The organism is Devosia sp. (assembly GCF_028290625.1).
Taxonomy (GTDB): Bacteria; Pseudomonadota; Alphaproteobacteria; order Rhizobiales; family Devosiaceae; genus Devosia.
On sequence record NZ_JAQGJM010000008.1, the window covers coordinates 13,505 to 33,356 of the forward strand.

At 60.9% G+C, this 19,852-nt stretch carries 22 protein-coding genes and 1 pseudogene; 14 read left to right on the forward strand and 9 right to left on the reverse strand.

The features are described from left to right. The first annotated feature begins 52 nt into the window (after positions 1-52). The gene (locus tag JWR51_RS02230) at positions 53-1,228 is read left to right on the forward strand and encodes a S8 family serine peptidase (protein ID WP_299743084.1); all 1,176 of its coding nucleotides are present in this window, start codon (positions 53-55) and stop codon (positions 1,226-1,228) included. Between the two features lie 327 nt (positions 1,229-1,555). Here JWR51_RS02230 and JWR51_RS02235 read toward each other — a convergent pair whose 3' ends face one another. Both JWR51_RS02235 and JWR51_RS02240 read right to left on the reverse strand, forming a co-directional pair. Beyond that, entirely contained in the window at positions 1,556-2,503 is a 948-nt protein-coding gene (locus JWR51_RS02235; protein WP_299743087.1) for an alpha/beta hydrolase, read from the reverse strand. Positions 2,504-2,511: 8 nt separating this feature from the next. After that, entirely contained in the window at positions 2,512-2,877 is a 366-nt protein-coding gene (locus JWR51_RS02240) for a VOC family protein (protein WP_299743090.1), read from the reverse strand. A gap of 102 nt (positions 2,878-2,979) precedes the next feature. On the opposite strand from JWR51_RS02240, the gene JWR51_RS02245 reads away from it, so the two are divergent. Next, entirely contained in the window at positions 2,980-3,645 is a 666-nt protein-coding gene (locus tag JWR51_RS02245; protein ID WP_299743093.1) for a TetR/AcrR family transcriptional regulator, read from the forward strand. 36 nt (positions 3,646-3,681) lie between these two features. Here JWR51_RS02245 and JWR51_RS02250 read toward each other — a convergent pair whose 3' ends face one another. From JWR51_RS02250 to JWR51_RS02260, 4 genes and pseudogenes are all read right to left on the reverse strand, one after another. Continuing rightward, a complete protein-coding gene (locus JWR51_RS02250) occupies positions 3,682-4,182 on the reverse strand; it encodes an ABC transporter permease (protein WP_299743095.1) in 501 nt (166 codons plus the stop codon). Continuing rightward, positions 4,168-4,398, reverse strand: a pseudogene (locus JWR51_RS24020) (ABC transporter permease); the annotation flags it as partial. The pseudogene JWR51_RS24020 and the gene JWR51_RS02250, both read right to left, overlap by 15 nt. Positions 4,399-4,608: 210 nt before the next feature. Then, complete coding sequence (locus tag JWR51_RS02255) at positions 4,609-5,382, reverse strand: GntR family transcriptional regulator (RefSeq protein WP_299743806.1); 774 nt, start codon at positions 5,380-5,382, stop codon at positions 4,609-4,611. Between the two features lie 16 nt (positions 5,383-5,398). After that, positions 5,399-6,229 carry a mandelate racemase/muconate lactonizing enzyme family protein gene (locus tag JWR51_RS02260; protein ID WP_299743097.1) on the reverse strand — a complete coding sequence of 277 codons (831 nt, stop codon included), beginning with the start codon at positions 6,227-6,229 and terminating at the stop codon, positions 5,399-5,401. Between the two features lie 39 nt (positions 6,230-6,268). On the opposite strand from JWR51_RS02260, the gene JWR51_RS02265 reads away from it, so the two are divergent. Together JWR51_RS02265 and JWR51_RS02270 are read left to right on the forward strand one after the other, a co-directional pair. Continuing rightward, positions 6,269-6,625: a hypothetical protein gene (locus JWR51_RS02265; protein ID WP_299743099.1), complete on the forward strand. Its 357-nt coding sequence runs from the start codon at positions 6,269-6,271 to the stop codon at positions 6,623-6,625. 206 nt (positions 6,626-6,831) lie between these two features. Next, positions 6,832-7,155 (forward strand): hypothetical protein, encoded by a 324-nt coding sequence (locus JWR51_RS02270; RefSeq protein WP_299743101.1) that lies wholly within the window; start codon positions 6,832-6,834, stop codon positions 7,153-7,155. On the opposite strand, the gene JWR51_RS02275 is transcribed toward JWR51_RS02270, so the two are convergent. Next, positions 7,088-7,807: a GntR family transcriptional regulator gene (locus JWR51_RS02275; protein WP_299743104.1), complete on the reverse strand. Its 720-nt coding sequence runs from the start codon at positions 7,805-7,807 to the stop codon at positions 7,088-7,090. The genes JWR51_RS02270 and JWR51_RS02275 overlap by 68 nt on opposite strands. A 133-nt stretch (positions 7,808-7,940) precedes the next feature. Between JWR51_RS02275 and JWR51_RS02280 the strand changes: the two genes are divergently transcribed. From JWR51_RS02280 to JWR51_RS02300, 5 genes are read left to right on the forward strand one after another with little or no spacing between them, the layout of a single operon-like run. Continuing rightward, complete coding sequence (locus JWR51_RS02280; protein ID WP_299743107.1) at positions 7,941-9,083, forward strand: extracellular solute-binding protein; 1,143 nt, start codon at positions 7,941-7,943, stop codon at positions 9,081-9,083. Continuing rightward, positions 9,080-10,810, forward strand: coding sequence for an iron ABC transporter permease (locus JWR51_RS02285; protein WP_299743110.1), 1,731 nt, complete (start codon positions 9,080-9,082; stop codon positions 10,808-10,810). The genes JWR51_RS02280 and JWR51_RS02285 overlap by 4 nt, the downstream gene beginning before the upstream one ends. 1 nt (position 10,811) lies before the next feature. Next, positions 10,812-11,918 (forward strand): ABC transporter ATP-binding protein, encoded by a 1,107-nt coding sequence (locus JWR51_RS02290; RefSeq protein WP_299743113.1) that lies wholly within the window; start codon positions 10,812-10,814, stop codon positions 11,916-11,918. 45 nt (positions 11,919-11,963) lie between these two features. Continuing rightward, positions 11,964-13,124 carry a mandelate racemase/muconate lactonizing enzyme family protein gene (locus JWR51_RS02295; protein WP_299743116.1) on the forward strand — a complete coding sequence of 387 codons (1,161 nt, stop codon included), beginning with the start codon at positions 11,964-11,966 and terminating at the stop codon, positions 13,122-13,124. Between the two features lies 1 nt (position 13,125). Further along, positions 13,126-13,521: a hypothetical protein gene (locus JWR51_RS02300; protein WP_299743119.1), complete on the forward strand. Its 396-nt coding sequence runs from the start codon at positions 13,126-13,128 to the stop codon at positions 13,519-13,521. Between the two features lie 57 nt (positions 13,522-13,578). Here the strand turns inward: JWR51_RS02300 and kduD are convergent, their stop codons facing one another. After that, the gene (kduD, locus tag JWR51_RS02305; RefSeq protein WP_299743808.1) at positions 13,579-14,334 is read right to left on the reverse strand and encodes a 2-dehydro-3-deoxy-D-gluconate 5-dehydrogenase KduD; all 756 of its coding nucleotides are present in this window, start codon (positions 14,332-14,334) and stop codon (positions 13,579-13,581) included. Between the two features lie 5 nt (positions 14,335-14,339). Next, positions 14,340-15,176, reverse strand: a complete 837-nt coding sequence (gene kduI / locus JWR51_RS02310; RefSeq protein ID WP_299743121.1) for a 5-dehydro-4-deoxy-D-glucuronate isomerase — start codon at positions 15,174-15,176, stop codon at positions 14,340-14,342. A gap of 300 nt (positions 15,177-15,476) precedes the next feature. Between kduI and JWR51_RS02315 the strand changes: the two genes are divergently transcribed. Genes JWR51_RS02315 through JWR51_RS02335 form a run of 5 tightly spaced genes read left to right on the forward strand, consistent with a single transcriptional unit; the run spans position 15,477 to position 19,771 of the window. Next, positions 15,477-16,649: a mandelate racemase/muconate lactonizing enzyme family protein gene (locus JWR51_RS02315; RefSeq protein WP_299743123.1), complete on the forward strand. Its 1,173-nt coding sequence runs from the start codon at positions 15,477-15,479 to the stop codon at positions 16,647-16,649. 41 nt (positions 16,650-16,690) lie between these two features. Next, positions 16,691-17,488, forward strand: a complete 798-nt coding sequence (locus JWR51_RS02320; RefSeq protein ID WP_299743125.1) for a glucose 1-dehydrogenase — start codon at positions 16,691-16,693, stop codon at positions 17,486-17,488. 49 nt (positions 17,489-17,537) lie between these two features. Then, complete coding sequence (locus JWR51_RS02325; protein ID WP_299743128.1) at positions 17,538-18,383, forward strand: SDR family oxidoreductase; 846 nt, start codon at positions 17,538-17,540, stop codon at positions 18,381-18,383. Positions 18,384-18,421: 38 nt separating this feature from the next. Beyond that, a complete protein-coding gene (locus JWR51_RS02330) occupies positions 18,422-19,309 on the forward strand; it encodes a 3-keto-5-aminohexanoate cleavage protein (RefSeq protein ID WP_299743131.1) in 888 nt (295 codons plus the stop codon). Positions 19,310-19,327: 18 nt separating this feature from the next. Beyond that, entirely contained in the window at positions 19,328-19,771 is a 444-nt protein-coding gene (locus JWR51_RS02335; RefSeq protein WP_299743134.1) for a heme-binding protein, read from the forward strand. Positions 19,772-19,852: the final 81 nt, after the last annotated feature.

The following is a 19,852-nucleotide window of genomic DNA, read 5'->3' on the forward strand; positions in this document are numbered from 1 at the left end:
GTCGGGTTGGGCACGGCACGCGACATACCTATCCATCTAGTTGGAGGCGAAGTTGGACCGCTATCTGGTGACATTTGACCGATCCGTGAAGGAGCGATCATCCATGGCTAGCACCTTGGGAAGGCCCAGGCAGGGCATTGTAGACGGTGTCCAGCACCTTGCTGCAGAAGCGCAGGGTCTCGCGTCCGACGTAATCCTCGCGTTCCCCTTCATATCTGTAGCCAGTCTCGTTCTAGAAGAGGATGAGGCCGCGGCCTTGCGTCAACGTGGCGAGATTTACGGCGTGAGGCGCACTAGGAAAGTGCAAGGGTCACCCATCTCGAGAGACTTTGCGTCTCCTATGGCTGTCCCAGGGGCACCCCCTTGGCACATTCCTCTTATCAATGCCGAGAAAAGCTGGTCGAGGACGACCGGGCGTGGGGTGCGGGTTGGGATTATTGACAGCGAGATCGACCGCGACATAGCAGACTTGCCAATCGTCGAAGGGCAAACGTTCCATCCCGAAACAACCGAGTGGTGGGGAACAGACGACCCGCATGGGACATTTTGCGCCGCCATAGTGGGTTGCCGAACCGGAAATACGGGGATGGTTGGGGTGGCTCCAGACTGCGACCTCTATGCGATGCGCACCAACAAAGGCGGTACAGGCAGCGAGGAGTCTCTTATCGCGGCCATGGCGTGGGCCGTCGAGAAGAAACTTCACGTTGTTTCGCTGAGCCAGTGGGATTTTGCGGGCGCAGACGAGCCCCATGAGGCACCGTGGGAGGAATTGGGGCGCGCGGCCGAAGAGTTGACCAAGGCGGGCTGTATCGTCATTGGAATTTCTGGCAACTCAGGCAATCGGCCCAAGCCGTGGGTGACAAATCCGGGACGTTGTCCGGCCATCGTCGCGGTCGGCGCGACAAACGCTGATCAAACTTGGTGGCAATCCTCGTCCTACGGCCCGGATGATCTCCCAGAAGAGCGGGCCGTTGAGCTTGTCGCACCAGGGAATAGCGTATTGTCGCTTCTCCCGGGAGGGTATGCGGCGCCTGGCTCAGGCACTAGTTTTGCAGCACCCCAGATTGCCGGCGCGTGTGCGCTAGTCAAGCAACTGCGGCCCGATCTGACGCCATCGCAAATTCGGTCTGTTCTCAAGACCACAAGTCGCGACTTTGGTCCGCTCGGTCGGGACTCCAAATTTGGCGTTGGCTTCCTAGACTGTTTTGCGGCGATAAGTAGCCTCTAATCGAAGGGCGCCTAGCCGACTGCAAAGTCGCGTTAGGTCCAGGAGCCCTGAGGTCCCATCCCGTTTTCCGCCCCCGGATTCGCATAATATCGGTTGTGGAATGTGCTCGCTGAGACCGGAACCGGCCTGCCTGCTTCCAGCGAGCGGAATGCAATAGCGGTCATATTAACCTATGCTCATTGGATTCTGGATGGGATGACCCGCCCACCAGCAACATGAAGCGCCCGCCGACCCCCGGATGCTTCGGCAATTGGCCGACAGATCCCGCCACCGCTCCTGCGAGCAAGAGCAGTGCATTGGGGCAGGCCCAAGGGCCTGCGGGGTGGCCTACTTGAACGATGCTTCCAGGCGCTGGGCAAATGCAGCGGGCTGGCTTTCAAACCCCACATGGTCGCCGGGCAGGCTGACCGGTTGCACGCCCAAGGCAGTGGCGAGCGCCAAGCTCATGTCGGATATTGGCTGCCCTGCCGATTGCTCACCGATGGCCACGACGATTTTGGACGAGCCGGTTTTGAGCGTTGCGACGTCAGGGGTGTAGAGCGACAGCGGCAGCATGCCCTGGTCCAGCCAGTAGTCGAAATTGCCGCTCACCCGCGTGAAAGTTTCAGCCGCCTCAGGTGGCAGGTTGGCCGGATCGAAAGCGGAGGTTTCTTCCCCCGGCGCCGCGCCGCCTTCGAGTCCAGCTTCGGCGAAAAATTGCCCCATCGCCGCATCGACGCCATGGGCCTTGTAGGTTTGGTGCAATGCCTGCGCATTTGCCACTAGAGGTTCTGGATCGGTCATGAGCATCATCGACGGCGGCTCATGGGCCACCAGAACCACGACCTGGTCGGGGTGGCGCGCCGCCAGGTTGAGGCCGATTTGCGCCCCGCCGCTGGTCCCAAACACATAGGCCGGGCCGCCGACATGAGCGATCAGCGCCGCCGCGTCGTCGGCCTGCTGATCGACATCGAGCGGGGTCGGCGCACCGTCAAAAGTGGTGCGGGAATTGCCGCGCGGATCATAGGTTACGACATGAAACCGGCCGGCCAGCACAGCGGCGAGCGCTGCGAACACGCCCGCATCCTGCGGTCCGCCGGGAATGACCAGCAAGGTCGGGCCTGAGCCGAGCTCTTCGTAATAGAGCGTGGCACCGGGCACCTTCAGTAGGCCGGATTGGGTGGTCTTGGTCATGGGAGGCACTCCTTGTTGTGTAAAATCCTGGGCGATGGCGGGCATGGCGATCGGCAGCGACAGCAGGGCCGTCGCGAAGAGCAGTCGGGTTGCAAGGGTCATGGCGGGGCTCACGCGTTCGACAGGACGAGACGATTGCCCTCGCTGTCGCGGAATTCGGCGACAGTTTTGCTGGGCTCCCAGACGGGGCTGTGCGGCTCGGTGACGATATCGACGCCACGGTGCCGCAGACTGGCCACCGTGCCGGCAACGTCGTCGACCACCAGCACGAGCACCGGCTCGGCGGCTGGCTTGTCATCGGTCCGGCGGATGAAATGCAGGTTGGTCTCTGCGCCCGGCAGGCCGAGCTCGATCCAGCGCCAGCCGTCCCTGCTCATGGCGGTATCGGCCACGACGCTGCAGGCGAGCGCATCACTATAAAACTGCTTGGCCCGATCCTGGTCGGTGACGGGCAATTCGGAGAACTGGATATGCATCTTCCCTACTCCTCAAATCAAACTAGACCGTTCAGTTCTGTTACTAGAACTAGACGGTGCAGTATGATTATGTCAAGGAGGGTTCAGTATGGAGTTTGAAAAATGTCGGCACCCGAAACCGTGGTCGAGGCCAACCAGGCGCCCGGAACGCGCTCGGAGCGCAAGCAGGCGGCGATCGTCGCGGCGGCCGCCGCGGTGTTCCTCGATACCGGCTATGCCGGCGCCAGCATGGACGAGATCGCGCTGCGCTCCGGGGTGTCCAAGCAAACGGTCTACAAGCATTTCACCAGCAAGGAGGCGCTGTTTACGGCCGTCATCAGCCAGATGATGGGCGCCGCCGCCGCCACTGTGCATCATGATTTGCCGCAGGTGGAAAATAGTGAGGAACTCAAGGCCTACCTGCTCGACTACGGCAAACGCCTGCTGACCGTGGCGCTGACTCCCGGCTTGATGCAGCTGCGGCGGCTGGTTATTGCCGAGGCCCAGCGCTTTCCCAGTCTGGCCCGCCAACTCTATTCGGGGGGTGCGGGGCGGGCGCTCGAGGTGATGGCGACAGTGTTTGAATCGCTGGCGGACAAGAAACTGCTGGTTCTCGATGATCCCTTGGTCGCGGCAGCGCAGCTCAACTGGCTGTTGATGGGCGACCCGGTCAACCGGGTGATGATGCTGGGCAACGATGCCATTCCGACGCCGGCGGAAATCAAGCGGCATGTCGCTGCCGCCATCGCCACTTTCCTTGCTGCGTATCTGCATCCGGACCAGCGCTAGGTCGCCGGAACCGAAGGGGTTCTGGTGCAATCTCTATCAGGCGACGCTCAACGCCTCAGTCGGCGCGAGGCGGGCGGCGCGGATGGCGGGATAGAGGCCGGCAATACCGCCAATGACCAGCGTTGCACCCGTGCCGCCGGCAGCGACCCAGAGCGGGATGTCGACAGGCCAACCCTGCAGCCGGGCGTAGACGATGGTCACCAGCCAGCCGATCAGGATGCCGCTGGCGCCACCGAGCAGGGCCAGTAGGAGGGCCTCGCTGAAGAACTGGATGCGGATATGGCCACGGGTGGCCCCTTGCGAGCGCCGCAAGCCAATCTCCGCGCGCCGCTCCAGCACCGAGATCACCATAGTATTGGCGACACCGATGCCGCCGACCAGAAGGGCGACCGCGCCGAGACCGAGGAGCAGCCCGGTGAAGGCGACGTCTGCCGCCGCTTCGGCCGCGAGCGCGTCGGACAGCCGGGATACGTCAACCTCGTTGGGCTGTTCGGGATTGGCGGTGCGGGCGAGAAGGTCGCGGGCGGCTTCGACCACGGTGGGCTTGGCGCGGACATAGAGCGTGGTGACGTCGCCCTCGAAGTCGAGGTAGCGCTCGCCGGCCGGCCAGCCGATCAGCGCACAAAGATCGAGCGCGGGGACCAGCGATACCGGCTCCAGAATACCGACGACGGTGAACCAGCGGCCGCCTAGCCAGATCGGCTGACCGATGAGGTTGGGACCGATGCCTAGCCGGGCGGCGGCGCGGGCGCCGAGGACGACGGTGGGGTATTAGAACGCGGCTGCTGATTACTCATTCCACTGCTTGACCCTTCATTGGTCCGGCAATAGCGTGCCAAGCAGGATGCTTATCCCTACGCTGGTCCCTTTGTAGGCCCGCTCCTAATCTGAGAGGACCAGAACCGGTCAGTCCACTTACGTCCTGTTCCGAACATTGCTGTGGCGAGCGCGCGTTGGGTGCGGCTATCGCGCGCCGACCTGTTCCAGACCGGCGATTGGGGCCGGCTCGATGGACGCTTGACTGATAATGTCGTCGCATGATCGCAGACAGTGCATCTTGGCTGCGATCTCCGCACGTGGCACGTCGCGCGCGGAAATCGCAGAAATGATCTCCTCGTGCTCGTTCAGCACCAGACTTTCCCTGTTAGTCGAAAATCCGTACTTCATGCGCATGGCCCGCATCAGATTGCGGTGCCGCAATCTGACGGTTAAGGCTTCTCGATTGCCCGATATTTCGCCGAGCAGGGCGTGGAAGCGGTGATTGTGGTCGGATCGCTTCTGGTCATCGCTCTTGAGCATGGCCTGCTCGAGCTTCCTATGAATGGCGATCAATTCCATGATTTGCTCATCGGACGCGATCTGCGCCGCCCGACCGGCAAAAAAGGCATCGAGGACTGCATTGACCTCGTAGATTTCCCGGATAAGACGTCCGTCTATCGAGCGGACCGTGGCACCCTTGTTGGGGGCGATCACGACCAGGCCTTCGCCCTGCAATTGCTGCAGCGCCTCGCGCACTGGATTGGAACTCACCCCCAGATCGAGGCAGAGCTGGGGCACCTTGAGACGCATGCTGGGGGAATAGGTTCCAGCGATGATGCGATCGCGAATCGTGTCCGCAACCCGGCGATAGCTGGTGTCCGAATGCGCAAATGCATCAAGCAAAACTGAACTCAATCGGCGCCTCCAAGCATCTGCAAAGTCGCAGCCGCGCTGGCGACTACGACGTTTGTCTACCATAGCCACCAAGCCGCTTCTAGCCGATGCGGAACGGCTCCAGCGCCTCGGGACGGGGCTCAAGGCCAACCCCCGGCTGCTCGGACACGGTCACTGTGCCATCGCTGTCGAGCGTGGGCGTATAGAGATAGACACCCTCGGCGCTGGCCATCACCTTGGGCGGATAGTATTCGAGCATCAGCGCGTTGGGGATCGCCGCCAGCAGATGCAGATGCGCCTGTTGGTCGCCATGGGGCGCAATGTCCAAGCCATGGGCCTGCGCCATCGCCGCAACCTTCATGAACTCGGTGATGCCGCCCATATAGCGGGCGTCCGGGTTGAGGATGGCGATGGCCTTGGTGTTGATCAGGTCGCGGAAGCCGTGCTTGGTATATTCGTTCTCGCCGGTGGCCAGCGGAATGGTGGTCTGCGCGGCGATCTTGCCGAAACCATCGTAATCGTCGGGCTGCACGGCCTCTTCGAACCAGAAGGGATCGAACTCCTCCGCTCGCTTGGCGAACTGGATCGCTTCATAGGCGCGATAGGCGCAGTTGGCGTCAAGCAGCAGCCTGATATCGGGGCCGATGGCCTCGCGTACCGCCTTGACCCGAGCGATATCGTCCTTGATCGGCACGGCACCGATCTTCATCTTGACGGCCTTGGCGCCCAGGCCAACGTAGCCTGCCATTTCGTGCTGCAATTCCTTGAGGCCCTTGTCGGGCGCGTAATAACCGCCCGCAATGTAGACCGGGATTTTCTTGCGGAAACCACCCAGCAGCCGGTAGAGCGGCAGTCCAGCCAGTTTGGCCTTGATGTCCCACAAAGCCAGATCGATTGAGGACAGAGCGCGGGTTTCATTGCCGCGTGCCACTCGCTCGCCTCTGACAAGGACCAACCAATGATCGTTAGAATGCGCATCGCCTCCGTGGCCTGGGGGCTGCTTTCCCTTTTGCTGGCCTTCATGTGCTTCACCGCCCTGTCGATGCTCGGCTTTCCCGATGGCTACATAACGCCATATGACATCGCCACCAGACAACTTAAGGAGGTCATGAACTGGCTGATTGTTGCCCAAGGCCTATACTCCCTGTGCAAAGGACTGGTTGGCAGAAGGCTTCGACCTGAAGGCCTGGTGCTACAGATTGGCCTCGTCATGGCTCTTATTTTCGTGCCGATCGGCGTCGTCGACAGCTGTCCGCGATGGGATATCTGCACTCGAGCCTACGAGGCGATGACCGGCAATTTCATGGATGACGGCACAGGCGGTTAGCCGTTCGTTCGACCCGCAAAGCGTCCGCGCGACTCGCAAGGGCGGAGCCTTGCCGTGTACGTATCCTTCCACTGGTGAGGCTACGGCGGCATCTTGCGTCGAAGCCCAGCGATACGGACGTGCCGTTCAGGCTGAGTTCACTGCCGCCCTACTAGGCAACGGATGACACGTCCGCCCATTGACGCGGTCAACATCCGGAATTTGTCATGATCCTTTCTGCAAAACTGCCCTTGGGGCTGTTGATGGTCTTCGCCCTGGTCACATCTGCCGATGCGGCCGCCATTACTTATAGCGGCACGGTTGGCGGCAAAGCCGTTGGGTTAGAGATGACCGACGCAAGCGAAGACGCGATAGTTGGCCGGTTCTTCTGGGTGTCGAACGGCGTCGATATTCCGCTGCAACCCGTTGCGTCGGCCAGTGCCGCGATCATCTTCGCGCTGACGCAGAACACTGCAAGCCGCTTCAAATATCCTCGGAGGGCGGCTCGGCGTTGCGGAGGCGATGCAGCAGCCGATCGCGGGCATTGGTGACGTGGTCGAAGACGGCTTGACCACACTCGGTCGGCTGGCGGGCGGCCAGCGTGGTCAGGATGCGCCTGTGCTCGGGAATGATCTGCTGGCGGTCATAGGGAGAGTAGCGGTCGAGGCTGTCGGCGACCGACCAGACCAGGCGCGTGCGACCCTCCAGCAATTGCTGCGCCTCGGGGTTGCCGGCGATCGAGTAGAGCCGGGCGTGGAAGGCAATATTGACCTGCACGGCCTCGCTTGGCTGATTGGCCAGCACGAAGTGCTCGTAGCGCGTCTGGATTTCCTCGAGAGCAACGAGGTCGGCATCGGTGACGCGCTCGGCGGCGCGGCGTCCGAGCATCGATTCCACGCCGACGCGGATGTCGTAGATATTGCGGACATAGTCCTCGGTCATCGGCTCGACGCGGAAACCGCGATGCGCAAGTGACTTTAGGATGCCTTCGCCTTCTAGCTGACGCAACGCCTCGCGGATCGGCATATGGCTGACCTGATAGCGGGTGGTTAGCTCCTCGATGGTCAGCCGCTGGCCCGGGGTGATCGCGCGCGACACCAGATCGTGGATAATGGCGCGCTTCACCCGGAGATAGGTCGGTTCGTTGAGGGGAGGCGTTACCGCCCCCTGTTCGTACCGCCCCATTGCTGTCTTGGCCGCCACAGTCAATTCCACCCTTGTACCGTCTAATCCGAACGTATCATGATTTGCGCAAATATCAAACTTGACGAACTTTGCTATTTGCGCAAATCTTGCTGTTGAGGCAACAACGATTGCCGAGCTGGAGGAATTTCACATGCCTAAATGGACGTCAGGCACGGCGACGCGCCGCGCCGTACTCAAGGGGGCGGTCGCACTGACCGTCTTGTCACTGGCGGCAGGCCAGGCGCTGGCCCAGGATGTGCCCGCAGGCTATCCTGCCGACTATTCTGCCATCATCGAGGGATCGCGCGCCGAGAGTGCGCTGACGATCTTCTCCAATGTTGGTGAAGTGAATTGGCGCCCGGTGCTCGAGGCGTTCAAGGCGAAATATCCCTGGATCAACGTACAGACGCTCGATCTGGGTGCCAGCGAAGTGTTCGAGCGCCACTATGCCGACGCGGCCTCTGGAGCCAATACGGCGGATATCCTGCTCTCGTCGTCCGCGCCGAACTGGCTGGAGCTGTCCGACAAGGGCATGGTCGAGCCCTATGTGACGCTCGAGGCGGCCAATGTGCCCGACTGGAGCCGTCCGCTCGATGGCGTCTATTCGATCTCGGTCGATCCGTTCGTGATCGCTTACAACAAGCTGCTGCTGACCCCCGACCAGTATCCCAAGAGCCTCAGTGACATCGCCGCCGCGGCCGCCAAGGATCCGGCGAGCTACGACAAGCGCATGGGCAGCTACGGGCCCAATACCACCGGCTTTGCGCAGGCAATGTACAATGCCTATGCCGAGCATGGTGGCCAGAAGGCGCTGGACACTTTCAAGACCATCGGCCCCATGACTGAGCTCTATCGCTCGGTGGGTCCGGTGCTCGAAAAGATCACCACCGGCGAATATATGGCCGGCTATTTCATCTCGGGCATCAGCCTCTTCCCACTGCTGCAGGACCCGACGCGGGCCTCGGTGATCGGCTGGACCTTCGATGCCGACGGCGCGGCGATGGGTGAGCGCAATTTCGCCATCGTCAAATCGGCCCAGCATCCGAACGCGGCGAGGCTCTTCACCGACTTCCTGCTGTCGCGTGATGGCCAGCAGGCCGTCGGTATCGGCGGGCTGGTGCCGTTCCGCTCGGATGTCGATGCAGACGCGTTCACCTCCAAGCTCAACTACGATCGCGTGGTACAGCAGGTGGGTGCGGACAATATCGTGCTGATCCGGCCCGACCGCGCCGTGATGGAGAAACTGCCCGAGTTCAATGCACTCAGCGCCAAACTGTTCAACGAGCAGCCGTGACCAAATCCATTACACAGGGCGCGGTAGCGCGGTTTTTCTCCTCCCCTGACACCGGTCGCCCAAGGGCGGCCGGATGGGCGGCGGTCGGTCGCTGGGGCTTTGCGGCATTCTTGTTCGTGCTGCTGGCCGCGCCGACCGTCCCCATTATCTATCAGGCCTTCATCGACCGGCCGCTCTACGACACTGGGCAGCAATGGACGCTGGGCAATTTCACCCGCCTCCTCGCCGATCCGTCATTCCTGAGCGCTCTGGGCAACACCGCCTGGTTTGTGCTGTTCAGCACAGTGATCTCGACATTCATCGGCCTGGGTGCTGGCTTGCTGATCGACCGAATTGCCTTGCCGGCCCGCGGGCTGCTCAAGGTTTGCTTCCTGTTTCCATTGTTCGTGTCGCCGCTGATCCTGGCCTTCGCCTGGTCGATGCTCTATGGCCCCGGGGGCTATGCGACGCTGCTGTTCCGCACGCTGTTCGGCATCGGGCTGCCCAATCTCAACTCGATCGGCGGCATGAGCCTGGTCGCTGGTGTCGCCCAAGCGCCGATCAGCTACCTCTATTTTGCCGGCGCTATCGGCAGTATCCCAAGTGCGCTGGAGAATTCGGCGCGCTCCGCAGGCGCCAGCCCGTTCCGCGCTATGCTCGATATCGTGCTGCCCCTGCTGCGCCCATCAGTCCTGTTCTGCGTGCTGCTCAACGTCATCATGGCAGTCGACCTGCTGGCCGTGCCGCTGATCATCGGCGAGCCGTCGCGTATCCAGGTGCTGGCCTCTTATCTTTATACCAATGGCGTGCTGTCGCCCAAGGTCGACTACGGCATCGTCGCGGCCACTGCGGTGTTTCTGCTGGTCTTCATCCAGATCATCATCCTGCTGCAGTCGCGCGTACTAGGCGATATCAGGCGGTTCAACACCGTCGGCGGGCGCGCGGCACGATCGGCACGCGCCGTGATGACCCGAGGGTCATGGGTGCTGTGGGCCATACTGGTGCTCTATTCGCTGATTGCGTCGGTGATCCCCTGCGCATTCCTCATCTTGCGTTCTTTCACCACCTTCCTGTCGCCGTTGATCCCGATTGAGAAGGTGTGGACGCTCGACAATTTCGCGCTGATCTTCAGCTATGAGAGCTATGTCCGCTCGATCGTGAACACGTTCCTGATCGCAACGGTGGGCGGCTTTATCGCGGTGGTGCTGACCTGCGCGGCGACGATCGTCGCCTATCGCACGACGCCGACAATGCGGCTTGTGATCGAGCAGATTTCGTTTCTGCCGCGTGCCGTGCCGGGGCTGATCGTGGGTATCGGCATCTTCTATGCGGTGATCGCGGTGCCGGGCGGCAGCGCCATCAGCCATACGCTGCTTATTCTCATCATCGCCTTCACCATTCGCTACTTCCCGACCGGCTTTGCCGCCATTAGCCCAGCGTTTCTGCAGATCGGAGCCGATCTGGAGCGGGCGGCGCGGGTATCGGGCGGCTCGTGGTTCACGGCGCTGCGCGATGTCACCATTCCACTGCTGCGGCCGGCGCTGATCGCCTGCTTCCTCATCTACTTCGTCTACTTCTTCAAGGAGTACGCGTCGGCCTCGTTCCTGTTCGGACCAGGCACCGAGGTGATCGGCACGACCATGCTGCAGCTCAACCTGATGGGCAATATGGGCAGCGTGGCGGCCCTGGCCGTGGTGCAGATCGCCCTGACCGTGCCGGTCGCCATTTTTGTATATGCGAGGGACTGACGTGGGTACGATCGCTGTTTCATTGTCGGGCGTGACCAAGAGCTACGGCTCGGTCGAAGTGCTGACACCAATCGACCTCAATATCGAGGCGGGCGCGTTCACCTCACTGCTGGGACCCAGCGGTTGTGGCAAGACCACGATCCTCAACCTCATTGCCGGGTTGGACAAGCCCAGCGGCGGCGTCCTGTCGATCGGCAAGCGGACGGTGTTCGATAGCAAGGCCGGCATCGACATGCCGACCGAGCGTCGCAATATCGGCTACGTGTTCCAGACCTACGCGCTGTGGCCGCATATGACCGTGCTGCTGAATGTGGCCTATCCGTTGAAATTGCGGAAAATACCGCGTGCCGAACGCGAGATGCAGGCGCGCGCCATTCTCGATCGGCTGGAGCTTGGGACACTGGCCGACCGGTTCCCATTCCAGCTCTCGGGCGGCCAACAGCAACGCGTGGCGATTGCGCGGGCCCTGGTCTATCGGGCGGAGCTTTTGCTGCTTGACGAGCCGCTCTCCAATCTCGACGCGCAACTGCGCGAACGCGCCCGCTCCTGGTTGGCCGACGTGCATCGTGAGTTCGGGCTGACGACCATTCTGGTCACCCACGATCAGAGCGAGGCCATGTCGCTCAGCGACCGGGTCATTCTACTCAGCAAGGGCCGCATCGAGCAGGAGGGAGCGCCCGACGGTATCTACGAGGCGCCGGACACGGCCTACGCGGCTGAGTTCGTCGGCAATTCCAACCTCATTGAGGGTACAGTCATGACCTCGCGCGCGCATGGCGCCGGCTTCATCACCGAAGTCGATCTGGGCATTGCCCGTGTGGCGGCACAGTCCAATGGAATCATGACGATCGGTACCCGTGCCGCCATTGCCGTGCGGCCGCACAAAGTGGCCATCGTTCCGCAGGGAGCGGCCGTGCCCAAAGAGGCGCTCGTGCTGCCGTTCAGCCAGCGCAACACTCTCTACCAGGGCGCCACGATAGAGGTGCTCGGCGATACCGAACTCGGTCGGCTCCGAGCGCTGACCGAATATCGCCCGCAGGGCGACAAGCTGAACGCTGTCATCCTCCCGGCCGACTGCCGCTGCGTCGTCATCACCAAAACCAATTGATGCCGGGCGCCCAGGTCCGGCCAAATAATCTAGAAGGAAAATTATATGCGTATCGTGAAGGTCGAGACCATCAAGCTCGATCGCTTCCTCTTCGTTGAAATTACCACGGACAACGATATCGTGGGGCTGGGCGAGTCGGGAGCCTGGGCATTCCTTGAGGCGACGGCTGGTGCTGTCGAAGTGTTCGCCGAATACTTGATCGGCAAGGACCCGCGCCTGATCGAGCATCATTGGCAATCCATGTATCGCTGGGCCCATTTCCGCGGTTCGGCGATCATGGGCGCGCTGAGCGCTATCGATATCGCGCTGTGGGACATCCTTGGCCAGCACCACAATGCGCCGATCCACGAATTGCTTGGCGGCAAGGTACGCAACAAGGCACGCGCCTATTACCACGTGTTCGGACGCACCAAGGAAGAGCTGTATGCCGGGGTCAAGAGCGCCCGCGAACAGGGTTTTACCGCCGTGGGTCATCTGACCCCGTTCCTCGATACGCCGCGCGAGGAGCCGTTTTTTCAAAGCTATGCCCGCAAAATCGGCGACGCGGTCGAGACGGTGGCCCGGTATCGCGAAATCGCCGGACCGGACATGGATCTGTGCATCGAGATCCATCGCCGCCTGACCCCCTATGAGGCCGTGCAGTTCGGCCGGGCGATCGAGCCCTATCATCCCCTGTTCCTCGAAGATCCAGTGACGCCGGACAATTTTGACGAAATGGGTGACGTGGCCGCCAAGCTGGGCATCCCCATTGCCACCGGCGAGCGGCTGACCACGATCTGGGAGTTCCAGATGCTGATTGCGCGCAAGGCGGTGCAACTGGTGCGGCCCGATATCTGTCTCGTGGGTGGCATCTCGGGCGGCCGCAAGATCGCGGCACTGGCGGAGGCCTCCCATATCGGGGTGGTGCCACACAACCCGCTCAGCGTGGTATCCACGGCGGCGTGCCTGCAGATCGCGGCCACCAGTGCCACCTTCGTGCTTCAGGAACTGCCGGCAGATACTTGGAGCGACGTGCGCGACAAGCGCCCGGCGTCCGATGACATGGTCGAGGGCGCGCCAACACACGACGGAGCTGGCTTCCTCAGCATCAGCGATGCGCCGGGGTTGGGCGTCAAGCTGAAGCACAGCGCGCGGGAACGCTTTCCCTACCGTCCGCGCAGGATCGACACGCGGCTGCATATCGATGGTTCGGTGGTTGACCAGTAGGGTGCATTTCATCGTCGATGTTGACAATGCAGTTATCGACGGGGCCGTCCTGCGAACCGTTCGAACGATGATCGCCAAGCGGGTGCGCGAAAAGGCGGCGCAACTTCAATCCCGCCGTTCGGAGCCCTTCACCGTCATCGAAGGTGCATTCGGGCATTTTGCGTCGGCTTTGATAAGAGCCACAATTCCCTTGATCGTCGGCTATTCCGACGGCAAGGACTTCCTATTAAAGGACTCGTTTTTCTTGGGCCCGACAAACGGCCCCGCGCCCGCGCTAACGGGTTCGGGCAGCGTCGGTGTGACGCGTTTTGCCAACTGCGAAAACTCCGGCGCCCCCGACCATTGCCGTGGTGATTTCCGCGCGGCTGGCCGGCTGAACAGGAAGCACCGACCATAGTCATAGCCCGCATGTCCGCCGAACCGGCAACAGCTCACACCTCAGTCAAGCGTGGCTTCACCGCGCCAACCACCCACCGTCGACCGGCAAGACGACGCCATGCACATAATCGGATGCGCCTGATGCCAGAAAGACTGCAGCGCCTCCCAGTTCGGCGGGCGTTCCCCAGCGGCCTGCCGGAATGCGCGAAAGGATGCTGGCGCAGCGGTCGGGATCGTCTCTGAGCGCCGCCGTGTTGTTGGTGGCAAAATAGCCGGGGGCGATTGCATTGACATTGACACCCTTATCGGCCCACTCGCAGGCGAGTTGCCGCGTCAGCCCGGCAAGGCCGCTCTTTGAAGCGGTATAAGAGGGGACGCGGATACCGCCCTGGAAGGAAAGCATCGAAGCGATATTGATGATCTTACCCCCGCCTGTCGCGATCATATGACGGCCAGCAGCCTGCGACAGAAAGAAAGCTGTTTTCAGGTTGACGTCCATTACGGCGTCCCAGTCGTCTTCGGTAAAATCGATCGCATCCGCACGGCGGATAATGCCGGCATTGTTGACGAGGATATCGAGCCTGCCAAAGACATTGAGCGTCTCCGCAACGATCGCCTTCACCGGCTCGATCGTGCTGAGATCGGCTTTGACGATGTGAAAGCGCGTGCCTGCCTCCTTCATCATCGCCTCGGTCTCGTGCATCGAAGAACGGCCGGCGGCGACGATCGACGCCCCCGCCTGCGCAAGCGCGACGGCGACGCCTTGGCCGATGCCCGTATTGGCGCCGGTGACGATGGCGACACGGTCGGAAAGATCAAATGGGTTCGCCATGATACTCACCTCAAATCGCCAACGGCGATATGGTCCATATCGGTGAAGCTCTTGTTATCGCCGGCCATCGCCCAGATGAAGCTGTAGTTCTTGGTGCCGGCGCCCGAATGGATCGACCAGGGCGGGGAGATTATCGCCTGCTCGTTTGCGACGAGCATATGTCGGGTTTCCTGCGGCTCCCCCATAAGATGGAAGACGCGCTGATCGGCAGCAAGATCAAAATAGAGATAGGCTTCCATGCGCCGGTCATGGGTGTGGCTTGGCATGGTGTTCCAGACGCTGCCAGCCTCAAGCATGGTGAGGCCCATGGTCAGCTGGCAGGATTGGCAGACTTCGGGATGGATATATTGGTAGATCGACCGCTTGTTGGCAGTCTCTGCCTCGCCCGGTGTTTGATGGCGCGCCTGATCGCGCGTCAGAAGCACGGTCGGGTAGCTTGCATGCGCCGGCGTCGAGACAAGATAGAACTTTGCAGGATCGTTGGCGTCCGCGCTTTCAAAGCGGATATCGGTGGCGCCTTTGCCGATGTAGAGGCAATCATATTTGGCAAGATCATAGGCCTTGCCATCGACGCTGATGGAGCCCTTGCCACCGACATTCAGCACACCAAGTTCGCGCTCTGCCAGGAACGTTGCCTGGCCGATTGCAGCAGGAGCAGACAGTGGCAGCGCCTCCCCTACAGGCATGGCACCGCCAATTACCATGCGGTCGTAATGCGAATAGGTAAGCCTGACGTCGCCGCCTGCAAAAACGGTTTCGACCAGGAAGTGGCGCCGCAGCGTCTCCGTATCGAAGCCGCGAACTGCCTCTGGATGCGAAGTGTGTCTTACGTCGACTTTCATCGGATATTTCCTTCTCTTCCCTTTTACAATCGGCTGCAGACCTGATGCCTACGCATGGATACCATAGCCAACCACTTGTATGGTAGTATTGCGTCACGCTTCGCCGAAAGCAAGTGGGAGACCCGACGTTTGTCTCCCGTTCCAGCAAATAGGTCGCTTGTCAGTTTTCTCGATAGCCCTGTAATTTCGGAGAAAAACGTCTTCGCATCCGCTTGTCATCGCATCTGGAATGCTGCAGTATGGTACTGTCACCGATGCAGAGAGCATTCAACCGAAACAGCCGGATCCCAGAGACAACACGTGAAGATTGCCAGAATCGAAGACCTGCATTGCGACGCGGGATGGAGAACTTTCTCGTTCTTAAAAGTGACCACTGACGAGGGACTGATTGGCTGGTCGGAATATACCGAAGGTGATGGCAGCCGCGCTCTGACGCCGGTCATTCACGCCATGGCCGAGGCCTTGATTGGCATGGACCCGAGGCCGGTGCAGGCAATCACGTCTCTGCTCTATATCCGCCATCAGCAGGCGGCGAACGGCATGAACTTTCGCGCCATAGCGGCGATTGAGAACGCGCTCCTTGATATCAAGGGCAAGGCGCTGGGCGTGCCGGTCTATGAGCTATTCGGTGGCCCGATCCGGACCAGTTTCCCCGTCTACTGGTCCCATTGCGGCACCTATCGCGTTAGAAATCACGAGGACGTCGGCACGCCGCAGGCCCGGACTTACGACGACATCGCGGCTCTGGGCGCGGAGGTTAAAGCCCTCGGTTACAAGGGTCTGAAGACCAACATTCTCGACTTCGACGGTGAGAAACTCGTCGGCTTCGGTCCCGGCGCGGGCCGGACGCCGGGCTGGCCGGAATTGAACGTTGATCGGCGGACGCTGGACTCCGTTCGCAATACGCTTGCCGCTTTTCGAGACGGCGCCGGTCCCGAAATGGACCTCTATCTCGACGTCAACTACCACTTCAAGACCGAAGGACTGCTCAAGGTCGCAAAGGCGGTTGAGCCTTACGACCTGACCTGGCTTGAATTCGACACGTGGGATCCGCAGGCTCTCGCGCTCATTCGCAGCCGCGCCCCATGCCCCATTGCTTCGTCCGAGTCCGTGAACGGCCGGCGCGGCTATCGCCCGTTTCTGAATGCCTATGCATCCGACGTCGTCATCGTCGATGTGCTGTGGAACGGGTTCCTCGAGTCAATGAAAGTGGCGTCGATGGCGGAAGCCTACGAGGTCAATGTAGCTCCGCATAATTATTACGGCCACCTCGCAACGGCCATCAGCGCGCATTTCTGCGCGATCACGCCGAACTTTCGGATCATGGAAGTCGACGTCGACAGCGTGAAATGGCGCGACGAGCTGTTTTTCAACATACCGAAAATCGAAAACGGCAATCTGGCCCTACCGACGGGGCCGGGCTGGGGCGTCGAGGTCAACGAAGCCGCGGTGCGAGCACGCGCGCCGAAGTAAGACGGCCTGAACGAAGCGCTGGACAAGGGCGGATATATTCCATGGATTTCACAGGTAAGGTGGCGCTGATCACCGGCGGCGGCGGCGATATCGGACGTGCCGCTGCGATTAATTTCGCCAGCAAGGGCGCCAAAGTTATCGTTGTCGATATCGACGACGAAAATGGCCAAGGCAGCGCCGATCTCGTCCGGGCAAACGGTGGAACCGCCCTCTTCGTCAGAGCCGATGTCTCAAGGTCAGAGGATGTCCGCCGTTATGTGCAGGCGACCTTGGATGCTTACGGGACCATCGATTGTTTCTTCAACAATGCCGGCATCGAAGGCGAGATCGCGCCGACGCAGGACTATGACGAGGCGATGTTCGACCATGTCATCGGCGTGAACCTCAAGGGCGTCTTTCTTGGCCTGCGCCATGTGCTGCCTGTCATGCTCCGGCAGGAGGCCGGCACCATTGTGAACAGCGCGTCGATCACGTCGATATTCGGCGGGTCCGGTATGCCCGCCTATGTCGCCTCAAAGCACGGAGTGCTCGGCCTTACCAAGGCGGCGGCAGCGGATGTGGCTCGCCTTGGCATACGCATCAATGCCGTCTGTCCCGGCCCGGTTGAAACACGGATGATGCGTTCGCTCGAAGCGCAACGCAATCCGACAGATCCGCAAGCCATGGGAGCAGCCATTCGGGCCGGCATTCCAACTGGTGCGTACAGCACGCCGGAAGAGGTGGCGAACGCAGTGCTGTATCTGTGCTCCACCCTCTCCGGAAATATTACCGGCACACATTTGATGCTCGACGGCGGCCGCTCGGCCACCGGCGGAGCGCCATCGCCGAACCGGCGTTGAAAACTGTACCGCCTCATATGGCAGATAGATAAATACGGGAGAATTTCGAATGAAGGCACTTGAGGGCAAGGTCGCGATAATCGTCGGCGGTACAAGCGGGATCGGGGCGCGGACCGCGGAACTCTTCGTTGAGGAAGGCGCGACTGTCGTTGTTGCTGGCCGCCGTAGCGAGGCAGGCGAGTCGCTGGTGCTAAAACTCGGCCCATCGGCGAGCTTTGTGAAGACGGACGCCGCAAACGCTGCAGACATTAAAAACCTGATCGAGGGCACTGCCGCCAAGTTCGGCCGGATCGATTGCCTGTTCAACAATGCCGGCTATGGCATTCCCCAACGCAGCATCGTCGATCTGGACATCGAGGAATTCGATGGGCAGATGGCCGTGGTGGTGCGCGCAGTCATGCTGGCGATGAAATTCGTGGCGCCGATTATGCTGGCGCAGCGCTCCGGCTGCATCCTCAATACCGGCAGCATCGCAGCGCATCGGTCGGGCCTGAGTTCGCAGACGTATTCTATGGCTAAGGCCGCCGTCATTCACGCAACGCGCTGCGTGTCGGCCGAATTGGGCGAGAGCAATATTCGCGTGAACAGTATTTCGCCGGGATCGATTGTCACCGGCGTTTTCGCCAAAGGTGTCGGCGTGGATCCGAACATCGCCGACCGCTTCCTGGAAACCGTCACGAAGCGTTTCGCCTCGGCGCAACCGATCCCCCGCGCTGGCATGCCGGAGGATATTGCCCGAGCCGCTCTCTATCTCGCATCCGATGCGGGCAGCTTCGTGAACGGTATCGATCTGGTCGTCGATGGGGGCGTGATTACTGGCAACCGCTTCTCGCAAGGCAAGGAGGCCCGTCGCGAGCTGGTGGACGCCCTTGAGGCGGAAATCAGCGCCGGCTGATCGGCACGCGTGAACAGCTTCGTCCCAGGAGTCCGATATTGTCCGAGAAGATTATCATAACATGTGCCCTGACCGGCAGTGCTGACACCCCCCGCCTCAACCCCGCAGTTCCAGTGACGCCCGAGCAGATTGCAATGGCGGCGCTGGAAGCTGAACAGGCGGGCGCGTCGATCGCCCACATCCACGTACGCGAGCCCGAGACGGGCAAGCAGTCGGGGCGCATCGACTTGTTCGAGGATGTGGTCAATCGGATAAATGCGGCAAACTCGAAGCTCATTCTGGAGCTGTCTTGTGGACGCGGCGGAACTTACGCTTTCGATCCGGCAATGCCGGGACGGGCGGGCGAAGGTTCCAACATTTTGACCGCAGCGCAGCGCGTAGCGCATGTGGAGTTGCTGCGGCCCGAGCTCTGCAGCCTGGATGTCGGCTCGGTCAATTTCGAGAAGCTGGTCTTCATGAATGCACCGAGCGAGCTCCGCGAAATGGCCGATAGAATTCGTAAGGCGGGCACGAAGCCGGATCTCGAGGTGTTCGAACTCGGCCATATCGAACTCGCAAAGCAATTGATCCGGGAAGGCCATATCGAAACGCCGGCGCTAGCCCAGATAGTTCTCGGTATCCGCTGGGGCGCACCCGCCACCTATCACGCGATGAGCGCAATGAAGGATGCTTTGGCAGGCATTCACTGGTCAGCTGCGGATCTCGGATCGCCGTTTCCACATCGATCGATTGCACAGGCGGTTTTGCTGGGAGGCAGCGTCCGCGTCGGGCTGGAAGATAGCCTCTATATCGAACCCGGCGTCCTGGCGACAAGCAATGCTCAACAGGTCGAGCAGGCGGTCAAGCTCATCCGATACTTAGGCTACGAAGTGGCGACTCCCGATGAGGCCCGCGAAATACTCGGTCTCCACAGTGTCTATTTATAATATATAGGGGAGGGGCTCTTGCCTCGTCAAACAATCGCGCTTGCTCACGCGGATGCAAGTTTTCTTGTCGAACATTCCGTCCAATCTGCCAACGAAATGGGCTTTGCGATTACCGCTGCCGTTTTCGACGCGAGTGGAACAGTGTCAGCCTTACTGAGGATGGATGGAGCGAAACTTGTCAGCGTCGGTGTGGCCGAGGGAAAGGCCTGGACGTCGGCGCTCTATCAGCGCCCCAGCGGCGACTATGGCGTAACGACGGCGCCGGGCAATATCGCCTTTGGGCTGCAGAATGCGTTTCCGGGCAAATTGGTTACAATTATGGGCGGTCAGCCGATTCTCGTAGACGGCATCTGCATCGGGGGAATTGGAGTAAGTGGCGGAACAGCAGAACAAGACGACGAGATCGCCAGAGCCGCCGTCGCAGCTTTTATGCAGAGTCTTGCGGCCCAGCGAACTGCTTGAACAGCGCCAGGCGCAAATCTAAATGCTCGATGCCGCTGGCAAAGTCGCTGCAGCTAAAGTATGTTGTTGTATGGTAGGAAA